Source organism: Neobacillus sp. DHD-1R (assembly GCF_057747995.1).
Map to the genome: position 1 here is coordinate 1,737,665 of NZ_CM173232.1, position 16,270 is coordinate 1,753,934.

18 protein-coding genes are annotated in these 16,270 nt (G+C 39.2%); 17 read left to right on the forward strand and 1 reads right to left on the reverse strand.

Going from position 1 to position 16,270, the window contains the following annotated elements:
- Positions 1-38: 38 nt before the first annotated feature.
- From AC3ANL_RS08350 to spoVM, 16 genes are all read left to right on the forward strand, one after another.
- Positions 39-914 carry a YicC/YloC family endoribonuclease gene (locus AC3ANL_RS08350; protein ID WP_488328765.1) on the forward strand — a complete coding sequence of 292 codons (876 nt, stop codon included), beginning with the start codon at positions 39-41 and terminating at the stop codon, positions 912-914.
- Between the two features lie 60 nt (positions 915-974).
- A complete protein-coding gene (gene remA / locus AC3ANL_RS08355) occupies positions 975-1,238 on the forward strand; it encodes an extracellular matrix/biofilm regulator RemA (RefSeq protein WP_101647389.1) in 264 nt (87 codons plus the stop codon).
- 11 nt (positions 1,239-1,249) lie between these two features.
- Positions 1,250-1,864: a guanylate kinase gene (gmk, locus tag AC3ANL_RS08360; protein WP_488328766.1), complete on the forward strand. Its 615-nt coding sequence runs from the start codon at positions 1,250-1,252 to the stop codon at positions 1,862-1,864.
- A gap of 1 nt (position 1,865) precedes the next feature.
- On the forward strand, positions 1,866-2,084 hold the full coding sequence (gene rpoZ, locus AC3ANL_RS08365; protein WP_488328767.1) for a DNA-directed RNA polymerase subunit omega: 219 nt from the start codon (positions 1,866-1,868) through the stop codon (positions 2,082-2,084).
- A 202-nt stretch (positions 2,085-2,286) separates the two neighbouring features.
- Positions 2,287-3,510 carry a bifunctional phosphopantothenoylcysteine decarboxylase/phosphopantothenate--cysteine ligase CoaBC gene (gene coaBC, locus AC3ANL_RS08370; RefSeq protein WP_488328768.1) on the forward strand — a complete coding sequence of 408 codons (1,224 nt, stop codon included), beginning with the start codon at positions 2,287-2,289 and terminating at the stop codon, positions 3,508-3,510.
- A complete protein-coding gene (gene priA / locus AC3ANL_RS08375) occupies positions 3,497-5,908 on the forward strand; it encodes a primosomal protein N' (RefSeq protein ID WP_488328769.1) in 2,412 nt (803 codons plus the stop codon). The genes coaBC and priA overlap by 14 nt, the downstream gene beginning before the upstream one ends.
- A 175-nt stretch (positions 5,909-6,083) precedes the next feature.
- Entirely contained in the window at positions 6,084-6,569 is a 486-nt protein-coding gene (def, locus tag AC3ANL_RS08380) for a peptide deformylase (RefSeq protein WP_488328770.1), read from the forward strand.
- On the forward strand, positions 6,566-7,510 hold the full coding sequence (gene fmt, locus AC3ANL_RS08385; protein WP_488328771.1) for a methionyl-tRNA formyltransferase: 945 nt from the start codon (positions 6,566-6,568) through the stop codon (positions 7,508-7,510). Before def ends, fmt begins: the two co-directional genes overlap by 4 nt.
- 1 nt (position 7,511) lies before the next feature.
- Positions 7,512-8,858 carry a 16S rRNA (cytosine(967)-C(5))-methyltransferase RsmB gene (gene rsmB, locus AC3ANL_RS08390; protein WP_488328772.1) on the forward strand — a complete coding sequence of 449 codons (1,347 nt, stop codon included), beginning with the start codon at positions 7,512-7,514 and terminating at the stop codon, positions 8,856-8,858.
- A 44-nt stretch (positions 8,859-8,902) separates the two neighbouring features.
- Positions 8,903-9,994 (forward strand): dual-specificity RNA methyltransferase RlmN, encoded by a 1,092-nt coding sequence (rlmN, locus tag AC3ANL_RS08395; RefSeq protein ID WP_488328773.1) that lies wholly within the window; start codon positions 8,903-8,905, stop codon positions 9,992-9,994.
- Positions 9,995-9,998: 4 nt separating this feature from the next.
- The gene (locus AC3ANL_RS08400) at positions 9,999-10,751 is read left to right on the forward strand and encodes a Stp1/IreP family PP2C-type Ser/Thr phosphatase (RefSeq protein ID WP_488328774.1); all 753 of its coding nucleotides are present in this window, start codon (positions 9,999-10,001) and stop codon (positions 10,749-10,751) included.
- Positions 10,752-12,731 carry a Stk1 family PASTA domain-containing Ser/Thr kinase gene (pknB, locus tag AC3ANL_RS08405; RefSeq protein WP_488328775.1) on the forward strand — a complete coding sequence of 660 codons (1,980 nt, stop codon included), beginning with the start codon at positions 10,752-10,754 and terminating at the stop codon, positions 12,729-12,731. It begins immediately after the preceding gene.
- Positions 12,732-12,806: 75 nt separating this feature from the next.
- A complete protein-coding gene (rsgA, locus tag AC3ANL_RS08410) occupies positions 12,807-13,688 on the forward strand; it encodes a ribosome small subunit-dependent GTPase A (protein ID WP_488328776.1) in 882 nt (293 codons plus the stop codon).
- A 1-nt stretch (position 13,689) separates the two neighbouring features.
- Complete coding sequence (gene rpe, locus AC3ANL_RS08415) at positions 13,690-14,334, forward strand: ribulose-phosphate 3-epimerase (RefSeq protein WP_488328777.1); 645 nt, start codon at positions 13,690-13,692, stop codon at positions 14,332-14,334.
- A gap of 43 nt (positions 14,335-14,377) precedes the next feature.
- A complete protein-coding gene (locus tag AC3ANL_RS08420) occupies positions 14,378-15,028 on the forward strand; it encodes a thiamine diphosphokinase (protein ID WP_488328778.1) in 651 nt (216 codons plus the stop codon).
- Positions 15,029-15,134: 106 nt separating this feature from the next.
- Positions 15,135-15,218 (forward strand): stage V sporulation protein SpoVM, encoded by an 84-nt coding sequence (gene spoVM, locus AC3ANL_RS08425; RefSeq protein ID WP_098528769.1) that lies wholly within the window; start codon positions 15,135-15,137, stop codon positions 15,216-15,218.
- 203 nt (positions 15,219-15,421) lie between these two features.
- Here spoVM and rpmB read toward each other — a convergent pair whose 3' ends face one another.
- A complete protein-coding gene (gene rpmB, locus AC3ANL_RS08430) occupies positions 15,422-15,610 on the reverse strand; it encodes a 50S ribosomal protein L28 (protein ID WP_007087786.1) in 189 nt (62 codons plus the stop codon).
- A 288-nt stretch (positions 15,611-15,898) separates the two neighbouring features.
- Between rpmB and AC3ANL_RS08435 the strand changes: the two genes are divergently transcribed.
- Entirely contained in the window at positions 15,899-16,261 is a 363-nt protein-coding gene (locus AC3ANL_RS08435) for an Asp23/Gls24 family envelope stress response protein (protein WP_488328779.1), read from the forward strand.
- Positions 16,262-16,270 lie beyond the last annotated feature (9 nt).

A 16,270-nucleotide genomic window follows, 5' to 3' on the forward strand; every position in this document is an offset into this window, starting at 1 on the left:
AGGAGCCGATCATTTTTAAAAGATTGGATGTGCACGTGATGGTTATAAGTATGACAGGCTTTGGAAGAGGGAAGACAGACTCAGGTTCATTCTCTGTAAATGTGGAGATAAAAACGGTTAACCACCGATTTTCTGAAATAAATATCCGCATGCCAAGACAACTTTTAAAAATAGAAGATAAAATAAAAAAGAAATTAAGCCAGCATATTCGCCGGGGCCGGGTTGAGGTTTATGTTAGTGTTGAAGGAGAAGGGATTGTTACCCGTAAGGTTCAAGCCGATTGGAATCTGATTGAAGAATATTATCAATTCATTAAAGAGGCACGAACCAAGTATGGGATTGAAGGAACGATCACGCTTCAGGATTTGCTTAATCGAACAGATCTTTTACATATTGAAGAAAGTGAAGCTGGCAATGAAGTGATTGAGAATCTAGTTCTTAGTGCTGTGGAAGAGGCAGTCATTTTACTGAAACAAATGCGTATCGCCGAAGGGGAAGAATTGAAAAAAGATTTGCTTGCTATTTCCTCTCAATTAGAAGCCAATGTTTCAGAGCTTCAGAAGTATGCTCCTCTCGTTGTCCAATCCTTTAAAGAGCGACTAACCAAAAGGATGCAGGAGTTTGTAAATGGACAACTGGATGAATCCAGAATCTTAACAGAAGTTGCTGTATTTGCTGATAAAGCTGATATTAATGAAGAAATAACACGTTTAAGAAGCCATATACAACAGTTTCTCCAAACCTTAAATGAAACAGAACCGATTGGCAGAAAGCTTGATTTCCTTGTTCAAGAAATGAACAGAGAGGCCAATACCATTGGCTCAAAAGCTAATGACTCAAATATTGCCAAAACAGTTGTCGAGGTCAAAAGTTTACTTGAGAAGCTGAAGGAACAGGTTCAGAATATCGAATAGAATGGTTTAGAAACTGTTTAACACGGCCAAAATATATTATTAATGATTGGATGAGTAACCATGTCGATTAAATTAATTAATATTGGATTTGGAAATATCGTTTCTGCCAATCGCATTATTTCCATTGTCAGCCCGGAATCTGCTCCAATAAAACGAATTATTCAAGATGCGCGGGATCGGGGATCGTTAATTGACGCTACATATGGCAGACGTACACGTGCTGTGATTGTCATGGATAGTGACCATGTTATTTTATCAGCCGTGCAGCCAGAAACGGTTGCCAATCGTTTAACGGACCGTGATGAAATTATTGATGAAGGGTAGGATTTTCTAACATGCAGGAAAAAGGATTGCTGATTGTATTGTCTGGGCCATCCGGGGTTGGAAAAGGAACAGTTCGAAAAGAAATTTTTTCTCATCCAGATACAGCCTTTGAATACTCCATCTCCATGACCACCCGTTCACCACGTGAAGGTGAAGTCGATGGGGTTGATTATTTCTTTAAATCAAGACAGGAATTTGAGCTTTTAATCAAGCAGGGTAAATTGTTAGAGTACGCAGAATTTGTTGGGAATTACTACGGTACCCCAGTTGATTATGTCCGTGAAACGCTAGATGCGGGAAAAGATGTCTTTTTAGAAATTGAAGTAAAAGGTGCCCGTCAGGTTCGGGAAAAATTTCCTGAAGGGTTATTTATTTTCCTTATGCCTCCAAGTTTAACCGAATTAAAAAACCGGATTGTCACAAGGGGAACAGAAACCGAGGATATCATCCATAATCGAATGTTATCTGCTCGTGAAGAAATCGAAATGATGGAACTATATGATTATGTAGTGGAAAATGACCAAATTTCCCTTGCCTGCGAACGTGTTAAAGCCATTGTCACAGCTGAACACTGCCGCAGAGAAAGAGTGGAACATCGTTATAAAAAATTACTGGAGGTTGAATAATATGTTATATCCATCCATTGACTCATTGTTAGAAAAAATCGACTCTAAATACTCGCTTGTCTCTGTAGCAGCCAAGCGTGCGCGTGTGATGTCACAAGTAAAAGATGAAAGATTACCTAAATATGTTTCTTATAAATATGTAGGAAAAGCTTTAGAAGAAATTTATAGCGGTGAACTAACCTACCGGATTACTAAAAAAGATGAATTATATGGTAAATAATCGAATAAAAACAAATACAAAGTAAAACAAGGAAGAAGGTCTGACAAAAAGGGAAATCGCCTCCATGTCAGCCTTTTTTATTTTTCTATTTCCATATAGGTTTATTTTGTCGATTTTGGATAGTAAATAGATGAAAAATTAGAGTCTATCTAGCATAATAAGGAGAAAGATATAGTAATGGACGAAGTGGGGGGTTTTAAGAATGATAAAGGGTCATAACATTTTATTATGTGTTACAGGAGGGATTGCTGTATATAAAGCAGCAGCTCTAACCAGTAAGCTTGTACAAGCTGGAGCTCATGTGAAGGTCATCTTAAGTGAATCAGCAGGAAAATTTGTTACCCCGCTAACCTTTCAAGCATTATCCCGCAATGAAGTATATACCGATACTTTTAATGAAAAAAATCCGCAAGTAATTGCCCATATTGATTTGGCGGACTGGGCTGATTTAATTTTAGTTGCCCCCGCGACCGCCAATACGATTGCCAAATTAGCAAGTGGGATCGCTGATAATATGATCACCACAACATTGTTGGCGGCAACCTCACCAGTATGGCTCGCTCCTGCCATGAATGTGCATATGTACGACCATCCTGCTGTGAAGAAAAATTTATCCCGTTTGGCTGAGTATGGTTATCAATTTATTGAACCTAGCGAAGGATATTTGGCCTGTGGATATGTCGGAAAGGGCCGTCTAGAGGAACCAGAAAAAATTGTTTTATTAATTGAGAGGTTTTTTGAACAAAAAGACCAGAACTTATTACAAGGAAAAACAGTTGTGATAACGGCGGGGCCAACGAGAGAGAAAATTGATCCTGTTCGGTTTATTTCTAATCATTCTACCGGAAAAATGGGCTATGCCCTTGCAGAAGAAACGATCAAGCAGGGGGCTCGTGTTGTTTTAGTATCAGGACCCGTTCAGCTTACAGCGCCAAATGGAGTTGAACTTATAAAGGTTGAGAGTGCAGAAGATATGTACAATGCTGTAATGGACCATTATGACACTGCAGATGTGGTGATTAAAACAGCTGCTGTGGCGGACTACCGCCCCAAAATCGCTTTTGATCATAAGGTAAAAAAGCAGGACGGAGATTCAACCATTGAATTAGAACGAACGAAAGATATTTTGTTTGAGTTGGGAAAAAGGAAACGAAATCAAGTTTTAGTGGGATTTGCGGCAGAAACTGAAAATATAGAAGAGTACGCTAGAAAAAAATTAACAAAGAAAAATGCGGATATGATTGTTGCAAACAATGTGAAAACAGAAGGTGCCGGCTTTGGGACTGATACAAACATTGTCACACTCTTCAAACGTTCAGGAGAGGTAACACAATTACCGATAATGTCAAAAATAGATGTTGCAAGAAAGATCATTGAAGAAATTACTTCACTTTTGAAGGATATGGGTAAATATGGAAATAGCTAGTGTAATTGTGGATGTTCCGGCTAAACAAACGGATCGGGCTTTCGATTACTTAATCCCTGAGCATTTAAGGGGTGCCATTCAGCCAGGAATGAGAGTGATTGTTCCATTTGGTCCAAGGAATATTCAAGGATTTGTTATCGGATTAAAAGCGGAATCGGAATTTAAAAAGTTAAGAGAATTGATTGAGCCCATGGACTTAGAGCCCGTGTTAAATAGGGAATTATTAGAGCTTGGTGACTGGCTGACGGACCATACGCTTTGCTTTAAAATTTCAGCGTTTCAAGTCATGCTTCCGGCAGCCTTTAAAGCTAAATACGAAAAAAAAGTAAAGATTGGTAATGGGGTAACACTCACTGATTTACCTTTACAGCTGCATCCCTATTTTGTAAATGGTGCCATGCTCAATTGGGAAGATGCTTTAAATGTTGGGATTGTTCCCTTATTACAAAAAGAGGCAGCAAAAGGTCATTTAGAAGTGATTTATGTGGTCAAAGAACGAGTAAACAAAAAACACCGTAAATATGTCCGCCCTGCCGTCTCACTTGAAGAACTAAACGAGGCATTAAACCATCTCCCCGTTAAGGCGGAGAAGCAAAGACAGGTTTTAACCTTTTTTGCTGAGCACTTTAATGAGGTGGAATTAAGGAAGCTGATTTCGGAGGTAAATACTTCGGCATCGACGGTGAAGGCACTGGTCGAAAAAAATCTGTTGATAGAGTTTGACATGGAGGTATATCGTGATCCATTTGAACACCGAACTTTCGAACGAACGAAACCTCTGCCATTAACAAATGCCCAGCAAACGGCCATTGTTCCCATTCTTAATGCCATTGAAATGAACCGGCACGAAGTGTTCTTATTATATGGTGTTACAGGAAGCGGCAAAACGGAAATTTATTTACAATCCATTCAAGAAGTGATTGAAAAAGGTCAGGAAGCAATCGTTCTGGTTCCAGAAATTGCCCTAACCCCGCAAATGGTTCATCGTTTTAAAGGAAGATTTGGGGACTTAGTGGCCGTTTTACACAGCGGCTTATCGGCAGGAGAAAAATATGATGAATGGCGAAAAATACAGCGCAAGGAAGTAAAAGTTGTCGTCGGCGCCAGGTCAGCGATTTTTGCTCCATTCGAAAACATCGGTATTATTATTATTGATGAAGAACACGAGACAAGTTATAAGCAGGAAGAAATGCCTCGTTACCATGCGAGGGATGTGGCGGTTGAAAGGGCAACTAAATACAATTGTCCGGTTGTGCTTGGAAGTGCCACCCCGTCGCTCGAGTCTTTTGCAAGAGCGCAAAAAAAGGTATATCATCTTCTTACATTACCGACCCGAATGAACAATCAGAAAATGCCTTCCGTTGAAATTATTGATATGCGGGAGGAACTACGTGAGGGTAATCGCTCCATGTTTTCCAGAAAGCTTTTTGACATGTTAAAAGATCGTCTCGAGAAAAAACAACAGTCCGTGTTATTTTTAAATAAGCGCGGACACTCGTCGTTTGTGATGTGCAGAGACTGCGGTTATGTGGTGAATTGCCCAAACTGTGATATCTCGCTTACCTATCATCGCGTTAATGAACATATGAAATGCCATTATTGCGGCTATGAGAGCTATGTTCCCAAGCATTGTCCAGAGTGCAATAGTGAATATATTCGCTATTTTGGGACCGGAACCCAAAAGGTGGAAGAGGAACTGGGAAAAATCCTTCCAGAGGCTCGAGTGATTCGAATGGATGTTGATACTACAGGTCGAAAAGGTTCCCATGAGAGATTATTAACCGATTTTAAGGATGGAAAAGCAGATATTTTATTAGGTACGCAAATGATTGCAAAGGGACTGGATTTTCCAAACATCACCTTAGTAGGTGTACTTTCTGCAGATACCATGCTTCATTTGCCAGATTTCCGTGCATCTGAAAAAACCTTTCAATTATTGACACAAGTCAGCGGGCGGGCGGGACGACATCAACTGCCGGGAGAAGTCGTTATTCAAACCTATACGCCAGAACACTACAGTGTAGAACTCGCTAGTCAACAAGATTATGATCTTTTTTATCAGCATGAAATGATGATTAGAAAGCTGCATCATTATCCGCCATTTTATTATCTCTCACTTATTACGATTAGTCATGAGGACCTGTTAAAAGTCGTATCAGAAACGGAGAAGATTGTAAAATATGTTCGTTCACAAATGTCTAATGAGGCGGTCATTTTAGGACCTGCGGCCTCACCGATTGCAAGGATTAATAATAGATATCGCTATCAATGTCTGATAAAATACAAGCGGGAACCGAACCTTACGAAAACACTCAAAACGGTTTTAGATCAATACCAGAAAGATACCAAAAGTGGTTTACAAGTTTCCATAGATGTAAATCCCTTCATCTTAATGTAAGCTTGACGGAAAACAGTTTGAAAGGTTATGATTTAGTTTTTTGGGCGAAAATGAAAAGAAAAGCTCCAATAACGAGACGCTGAAGCAGGTTCTGTTTCAACGTGCAATCATACTCATCTTAATTAATAATATAAAACGATACAGTAACTAGTATTATCATAATGGAGGAACAGATTTGGCGATAAGAAAAATGGTCATTCACCCTGCAGAGATTCTCGAACAGACGTGCAAACCAGTGGTGAAGTTTGAGCGGAAGCTAGCAAAGATACTTGATGATATGTATGACACGATGATTGAATTTGACGGGGTGGGTCTTGCTGCCCCGCAAATCGGACTAGACGCCCGGATTGCAATTGTCGATATCGATGACGAACACGGGACAATTGAAATGATTAACCCGAGTATTCTAGAAACATCTGGAGAACAAACTGGACCTGAAGGCTGTCTTAGTTTTCCTGGACTGTTTGGCGAAGTGACACGGCCTAATTTTGTAAAGATTGAAGCCTTTGACAGGAAAGGAAAGAAATATACGCTGGAAGCAGAGGGTTTTTTAGCGAGAGCCATTCAGCATGAAATCGATCATCTAGACGGGATATTATTTACAACAAAAGTAACCAGATACCTAGAGGAAGATGAATTAAAAGGAGTAGAAAGTGAATGACGAAAATCGTTTTTATGGGAACCCCTGATTTTTCTGTACCGGTCTTACAACAAATTATTAATGATGGGTATGAAGTGATTGGAGTAGTCACCCAGCCCGATCGACCGGTTGGAAGAAAAAAAGTGTTAACCCCGCCGCCAGTGAAGGTGGAGGCATTAAAACATGGAATCCCCGTCTTTCAACCGGAAAAAATTCGTCAAGAAGAAGAACTTGCGAAAATCCTTTCCTTACAGCCTGATTTAATTGTAACGGCCGCTTTTGGGCAAATTTTACCGAAAAAGCTGTTAGACGAACCTAAATTTGGGTGTATTAATGTTCATGCATCATTATTGCCGGAACTACGTGGTGGGGCACCAATCCATTATTCGATTATTCAAGGGAAAAAGAAAACAGGTGTCACGATTATGTATATGGTAGAGAAATTAGATGCAGGTGATATTTTAACTACAATCGAAGTGCCCATTACAGAAGAGGACAATCTTGGGACTCTCCATGATAAGTTAAGTGCTGCGGGATCAAAATTATTATCGGAAACTCTGCCTCTTTTATTAGCAGGTCGACTTACCCCTAAACCACAAAACGAAGAGGAAGCTACCTTTGCGGCGAATATTAAACGGGAGCAAGAAAAGATTGTATGGGATAAAACGGGTGAAGAAATCTATAACCATATCCGTGGGTTAAACCCATGGCCTGTTGCGTTTACTACATTGGATGGTCAGGTTTTAAAAATTTGGCGATCCGAAAAGGTTTCAGGCTTAACCAATGGGGAGCCTGGAACCATTTTAAAAATAGAATCAGATGGATTTACGGTTAGTACAGGTAACAATACGGCCATTAAGATCACGGAGCTTCAGCCTTCCGGCAAAACAAAAATGTTGAGCGAACAATTTTTAAGAGGTGCAGGTTCAAAAATTTCAATAGGCAATAAGCTGGGAGAATAAGATGACTTTAACAAAGAATAATGTACGTGCCATCGCAATGGATCTACTCGTTACGATAGAGAAAAACCAATCATATAGCAATTTACTTCTTAACAGCACGATTGAAAAAAACCAATTGTCCCCTTTAGATGTTGGACTGTTAACAGAACTCACCTATGGAACATTACAAAGGCGAATGGTACTAGACTTTTATTTAAAGCCTTTTATCAAAGACAATAAAAAATTAGCCAATTGGATCCATCATTTACTCAGACTAACCCTTTATCAAATGGTTTACCTCGATCGCATACCCGATAGAGCAGCTATTTTCGAAGCAGTAGAAATTGCCAAAGAACGCGGGCATAAAGGGATTGCCAGTTTGGTTAATGGTGTGCTTAGAAGCATCCAGAGGCAAGGGCTCCCATCTTTGAATGAAGTGTCCGACCCAATTGAAAGATTATCACTTGAAACCAGCCACCCGCTGTGGCTAGTAACCAGATGGGTTAACCAATTTGGATATGATAAAACAAAAGCAATGTGTGAAATCAATTTAACCGCACCTATGCAAACAGCCAGAGTTAATCTCACAAAAATTTCTAGAGATGAATGTATTGCGCTATTAGAAGAGGATGGTTTCCAGATTGAAAAAAGCCCAATTATCCCTGAAGCAATCAGATCCATAAAGGGGAATCTAGCTTCGACAATAGCCTTTAAATATGGAATGTTCACGATCCAAGATGAAAGTTCGATGCTTGCTGCTTATGCATTGGGTGCAACGGAAGACGAGTATGTTCTCGATGCTTGTGCGGCACCAGGAGGGAAGAGTACGCATATTGCTGAAAAAATGCATAGTACGGGTGAAGTGATATCGGTTGATCTTCATCAGCACAAAGTAAGATTAATCAATGATAATGCCAAGCGCTTAGGATTATCCAATATCAAAACTAGTGTTTCTGATTCCAGACATTTACAGGAAAAGTTTAAGCTTGAATCCTTCGATCGAATTCTTCTCGATGCACCGTGTTCGGGACTTGGAGTAATGAGAAGAAAACCGGATATGAAATATACAAAAACTGAACAAGACATCCAACGTTTAAGCAGTATTCAACAAGACCTTTTAACTTCTGTTACCCCGCTCCTAAAAAAAGGCGGTATACTTGTATATAGTACATGTACAGTAGATAAAGAGGAAAATGAACAAACGGTGAAAACGTTTTTGGAAAATCATCCTGAGTTTGAAGGGGATGTCTCATTTAAAAACAGAATGCCGGAAGCGATCCAACCATTAATTACTGGCTTCGATTTACAAATATTTCCGCAAGATATCGGTTCGGACGGATTTTATATTGCAGTCTTAAGAAAAGCGTAAGCGCCTAGGCGCTCGAGCTAGACAATAGAAAGAAGGTGTAACAGTTGGAACAATTAAATACAACTGAGACAAAAACAACAATGGATATTAAGAAAAAATCAATATACTCTTTACAACTTGAAGAATTAAAAAACTGGCTGTCGGAGAATGGTGAAAAACCATTTCGGGCTGAACAAATTTTCGATTGGCTTTATAAAAAAAGAATTACCTCGTTTGAAGACATGAGTAATTTATCAAAGGGCTTGCGAGATAAGCTAGATGGTCATTTTCAAATTACTACCTTGAATACCATCATTCAGCAAACCTCTACCGACGGAACGATTAAATTCTTGTTTGAGCTTCAAGATGGCTATTCAATAGAAACGGTGCTAATGCGCCATGATTACGGAAACTCTGTTTGTGTCACCACACAGGTCGGCTGCCGAATTGGCTGTACTTTTTGCGCCTCGACACTTGGCGGGTTGAAACGACACCTAGAAGCAGGAGAAATTGTAGCGCAAGTTGTCAAGGTCCAACAAGCCTTGGATGAAACTGATGAGCGGGTAGACTCTGTGGTCATCATGGGGATTGGCGAGCCATTTGATAATTACGACAACATGTTAGCCTTTTTAAAAATCATCAATCACGAAAAATCATTGAATATTGGGGCGCGCCATATTACCGTTTCGACCAGTGGAATCGTTCCAAAAATCTATCAATTCGCAGATGAAAATACGCAAATTAACTTTGCCATTTCACTTCATGCACCAAATACCGAACTTCGTTCTAGATTAATGCCAATTAATAAGGCATATAAACTTGATGACTTAATGAAAGCGGTAAGGTATTATATCGATAAGACAGGTCGACGGATTAGTTTTGAATACGGCCTTTTCGGTGGTGTAAATGATTCAACAGAACACGCGGAAGAATTAGCAGCCCTCTTAAAAGGGCTAAAATGTCACGTGAATTTAATTCCTGTTAACTATGTACCAGAAAGGGATTATGTTCGTACACCAAGGGATAAAATTTTTGCTTTTGAAAAAACATTGAAAAACTTAGGTGTTAATGTAACGATCCGCCGAGAGCAGGGGTCAGATATTGCTGCAGCATGTGGACAACTTCGTGCAAAGGAGCGGAAAGAGGAGACGAGGTGAAAGGATGAAAGCGGTATTTCAAACAGACCGAGGGAAAGTGCGTCTTCATAATGAGGACGCTGGTGGTGTGTTTATCAATCAGGACGGAAACCGCCTTGCCATTGTAGCTGATGGAATGGGCGGTCACCGTGCTGGTGACGTCGCAAGTCAAATGACATTAAGTCATTTGAAATCTATTTGGGAAGCTTCCCAAAATATTGTGACAGCAGAAGAAGCAGAGAGTTGGCTTAAGGAACAAATTACAGAAGTAAATAGCTTATTATTAGACCATGCCACAAATCATTCTGAATGTGATGGTATGGGAACAACAATCGTGGCGGCGATCACTACGGACCGCTTTGCAACCATCGCGAACATTGGTGACAGCAGAGGATATTTATTAAATGAAACCGGCTTTAAACAAATCACCGAAGATCATTCACTTGTTAATGAACTAGTTAGATCAGGACAAATATCAAAAGAAGATGCCGAGCATCATCCGAGGAAAAATGTGTTACTTCGCGCACTGGGAACAGAAAAAATAGTAGAAATGGATATTAGAACGATTATTTTTGAAGAGGGAGACATCCTTTTACTATGTTCAGACGGACTTTCCAATAAAGTAAGCGAAAAAGAACTAATCGAAATCCTCCAAAATGAGGAACCTTTAATGCAAAAAGCAGGCACACTGATCTCATTAGCAAATAATTATGGCGGAGAGGATAACATTACACTTGCTATAGTAGAGTTTTCTGATGTCAGCGAGGATGATGTGTAAATGATGATTGGAAAAAGATTAAGTGGCCGCTATAAAATATTGGATATGATTGGCGGAGGAGGCATGGCAAATGTCTACTTAGCCCATGATATGATCCTTGACCGCGATGTAGCGGTAAAAATGCTTCGCCTAGATTTTGCTAATGATGAGGAATTTATCCGCAGATTTCGCCGTGAAGCTCAATCAGCAACGAGTCTTGCCCATCCGAATATTGTTAATATTTATGATGTAGGTGAGGAAAATGACCTTTATTACATTGTGATGGAATATATAAATGGTCAAACACTAAAGCAATACATACAGCAAAATTCTCCCTTGAGAGTCGAAGATGCAATTGGAATCATGAGACAGCTTACATCTGCCATTTCTCATGCCCACCAAAACCATATTATTCATCGTGATATCAAACCACATAATATATTAGTCGATCATGATAGTAATGTGAAAGTTACCGATTTTGGAATTGCCATGGCTCTCAGTGCTACTAGCATTACTCAGACCAATTCCGTATTAGGCTCGGTTCACTATTTATCACCTGAACAAGCAAGAGGTGGAATGGCGACCGGAAAGTCAGATATTTATTCATTAGGTATTGTCATGTTTGAACTATTGACGGGAAGGCTTCCTTTTTCCGGGGAATCTGCTGTATCGATTGCCTTGAAACATCTTCAGTCTGAAACACCATCTGTTAGAAGATGGAATTCCGACATTCCGCAAAGTGTTGAAAATATTGTTTTGAAGGCTACAGCTAAGGATCCATTCCATCGCTATAATAGTGTCGATGAAATGGAGGAGGATTTACGAACGGCCCTCGATCCGGAAAGGATGAATGAACCCAAGTTTGTCATCCCTATTGATAATGAGGCTACAAAAGCAATTCCGGTTATTACAGATCAACATCCATTAAAAAATTTAGATGAAACCATTGTGCATAGTACCGAAAAGCCTACTAATGAAAAAGAAGCAAAGAAAAAACAGAAAAACAGCAATAAAAAACGAAAGAAATGGCCAATGATCCTAATTTCTACTTTTTTAGTGCTTGCTATTCTTGGTTTATTAACATTAACCGTTTTACCTGGATTATTGACACCAAAGGACGTAAAAATTCCGGATATAAGTGGCTTGACTACGGAGGATGCCATCTCCAAACTCGAGTTAAAAGGACTAGCTGCTGGTAAACAAATCGAGATAACTGATGAAGAGATTGAAAAAGGCAGCGTCATAAGGACTAGTCCGGAAATTGGCAGTACTGTCAAGGAAAATACAAAAATTACTTTGTATATCAGCTCAGGTAAGGAAAAATATGAACTATCTGATTATGTTGGACGCCAATATGAGGATGTCATTCGTATCCTTGATAATCAAAATTTTAAAGATATAAAGAAAATCGAGATTAACGATGACAGCGATCCCGGAACTATTATCAGTCAAAATCCTTTAGGTGGAGAAAAGGTTGTTCCAGAAGAGACGGTTCTAGAGTTTGAAGTCAGCAAAGGGCCCGAAAAAATTGTCTTAAAGGATTTAACCCAATACAATTTAACGGGCGCACAAGATTATGCATCTTTGGTTGGTTTAACTTTAGATGCCTCTGAAGAAAGATATGATGAAAATATCCCGGTCGGTATGGTTATTTCTCAAAGTCCCGCTCCAGGTACGGAATTAGAGAAGGGTGACAAGGTAAAGGTAGTCATCTCGAAGGGCAAGGAAGATAAGCCGCCTAAAGAGGTCATTATCGAATTAACGATTCCATATGAACCGACAACAGTACCAGAGGAACCAGTCCAGAAACAACTCGTGACCATTTACATTGAGGATATGAACCATAGCATGACAGAACCGGCTGAGACCTTTTATATTACGGAAAATACGAAAAAACAAATTAAATTAATGATTCCATATGGCAAAAAAGCCGGGTATAAAGTCATTCGTGATACCAAGGTCATCATAGATGAAAATAAAAATTATTCTGATACAGAATAACCTGTCTTGCATTAGTACGATATTAGAAGTGATGAAAGTTATTTTTCGGTTAGAAAATGGGCAAGGAGTGTGGCTATGCCTGAAGGAAAAATTGTTAAAGCTTTAAGCGGCTTTTATTATGTTCTCCAAAATGAAAGCTTAATCCAATGTCGAGGAAGAGGCATTTTTCGAAAAAACAAAATAACCCCGCTTGTTGGTGATGAGGTCGTTTTTCAGGCTGAAAATGATCTTGAAGGATATATTTTGGAAGTGAAGGAACGAAAAAATGAATTGGTCCGTCCGCCGATTGCGAATGTAGATCAGGCGATTCTTGTTTTTTCCGCAGTCGAACCGGACTTTAGTACAGTTCTTTTAGATCGTTTTCTTGTTTTGGTCGAATTTAATCACATTGAACCGTTAATTTGTATTACCAAGATGGATCTTACAAATAAGGACGAAAAGCAGAAGATTGAAGCATATGCTGACCAATATAAAGCGGCGGGTTATGAAGTCATTCTTACCTCATCCGAAACAGAATCAGGGATTGAACAATTAAGCCCACATGTGGAAAATAAAATTTCTGTATTTGCTGGGCAGTCGGGGGTGGGGAAATCCTCGCTTCTTAATGTATTACGGCCAGACCTTGAATTAAAAACGAATGATATATCCTCACACCTTGGCAGAGGAAAACATACGACGAGACATGTTGAGCTAATTAAGATTGGAACCGGCTTAATTGCTGATACTCCAGGGTTTAGTTCTTTAGAGTTTGCGAACATTGAGACTGAAGATTTAACTTCTTGTTTTCCGGAAATCCAACGGGCAAGTGAGAATTGTAAATTCCGAGGCTGCTTACATGTTACAGAGCCGAAATGCGGTGTAAAGTCAGCTGTTGAATTAGGTGAAATCCCATCCTATCGTTATGAACATTATGTGGATTTCCTTCAGGAAATTAAAGATAGAAAGCCGAGGTATTAACATGGTAAAAATAGCACCTTCGATTCTTTCAGCCAATTTTTCAAAATTGGGGGAAGAGATACTAGCTGTGGAACAAGCGGGAGCAGACTACATCCATATTGATGTTATGGATGGACATTTCGTACCCAATATTACGATAGGACCACTTATTGTTGATGCCATTCGTCCAATGACAAAATTGCCGTTGGACGTGCATTTGATGATTGAAAATCCTGATCAATATATTGAAGCCTTTGTGAAGGCTGGTGCGGATTATATTACCGTTCATGTGGAAGCTTGCCGTCATCTTCATCGCACCATCCAAAATATTAAATCTCATGGTATTAAAGCCGGAGTGGTACTTAACCCTGCTACTCCAGTAGAAATGATTCAACATATTATCGGAGAGATTGATATGGTGTTATTAATGTCTGTAAATCCAGGCTTTGGGGGGCAAGCATTTATTCCTGAGGTTCTTCCGAAAATACGCAAAGTAAAAGAAATGGCGGACCAAAAAGGACTAGAACTTGAAATTGAAATTGATGGCGGTGTTAATCCAGAAACGGCAAAGCTTTGCATCGAAGCAGGTGCAAATGTCCTTGTAGCGGGTTCTGCTATTTATAATCATGAGGATTATGCGAAGGCGATTTCGCTAATTAGAGGGTAAGCCGGCTTTTTACAGCTGGCTTTTCTTTATGGAGGAATGAAGAATGAAGATTATTAATATTCTTGCCGGAGGACCTGAAGAATTACTTCCTGATTTAACTAACTATAATGAAGATAACACTATTTGGGTCGGGGTTGATCGAGGTGTCTTTCACCTTTTAAACAGGAAGATAGAGCCACTTATTGCATTTGGTGATTTCGATTCTGTTACAAAAGATGAATTAACCTTTATTGAAAAGCATGTAACCGAAATGAAACGGTATAAACCAGAAAAGAATGAAACCGACATGGAGCTTGCCCTTAATTGGGCATTAGAACAAGAACCAACTATCATCCGTTTGTTTGGAGCAACTGGCGGTCGACTTGACCATTTATTTGCTAATGTCCATCTGTTACTGAATCCACTAAAAAAAAATAATCCAGCCAATATCTATCTAATTGATAGTAAAAATATTGTCTTTTTAAAAGGACCAGGGAGCTATACGATTGAAAAAATGGCATCTATAAAATATGTATCCTTTGTACCTTTGACCCTTGAAATCAGTAATCTCACATTGTCAGGCTTTAAATATCCGCTGAAAAATCGTCATATATCTATCGGTTCCACACTATGTATTAGTAATGAACTTATTAGTGATTATGGTACTTTTTCATTTTCCGAAGGCATATTAATAGTGATAAGAAGTTATGATTAATATGCAATTCAAAGTAGAACTGATTTCGTTCGTTTGAATAATATGTAGGGGCGTGCGGAAAAAGTTGCGTTAAATAAGCTGTGGGAGATTTGTGAGGAGGGACAGTATGAAATTTTATACAATTAAACTGCCGAAATTCTTAGGCGGACTTGTCCGAGCGATGATTGGAGCATTTAAGAAGGGCGAATAGAAATAAAAATGGTCACTTTTGATGGGGCACCCGAATTATTTGGGTGCTCTTTATTTTAAACTGGGGAATAATAAAAGAATAGCTCTTTAAATTGTCCTTTTTTGTTCACAAAAAACTAATATGGCATTACAGGCCGTGATGGGCTGCTCCGCCCCTTTCCATAAAAAGAAAGAGCATCCTAGTTTAGGATGCTCAGGTGACTCTTATACCCGTTCAACTTTACCGGATCTTAACGCTCTTGCAGAAACCCAAACACGCTTAGGCTTTCCATCAACAAGAATACGTACTTTTTGTAGGTTAGCACCCCATGTACGCTTATTTGCGTTCATAGCGTGAGAACGTGCGTTACCAGTTGTTGTTTTCTTTCCAGTTACTACACATTTACGTGGCATTATGATTTCCCTCCTTAACTACCAAAAGCTTAACTAGCTGTCTTTTAGATGTTCATCTGGCTATAGAAAATTATTTTATCAAATTTTCTAGACTTGAGATACTTTAATAATTTATCATACAACTTATCTGAATGCAATACTTGAATCTAAACCTTTCAAGAAAAAAGCCTTGACATAGATAATCATTCAATGCTCTTATATTAACAGGCAGGTATGACTTTCAATATTGGATTGACTATAGTAAAATGACTGTAGTCAAGGAGCAATTATCCAAAGGGGGAACGATCCATGTCCATTGAATTAAAAACAAAGTACGGACAAATTGATATATCCAATGAAGTAATCGCGACAATTGCTGGTGGAGCAGCAGTCGAATGCTATGGAATCGTCGGTATGGCCTCTAAGAGTCAAATTAAGGACGGTATCTCGGAAATACTCCGAAAAGAAAACTTTACTCGCGGTGTGATTGTGCGCCAGGAAAATGAGGCATTACATATTGATATGTACATTATTGTCAGCTATGGAACAAAAATTTCCGAAATTGCCCACAACGTACAATCAAAAGTTAAATATACCCTCGATAAGACTGTTGGACTTGCCGTTGACTCGGTTAATATTTACGTTCAAGGAGTTCGTGTGACGAACCCGTAGTGAGGAGGA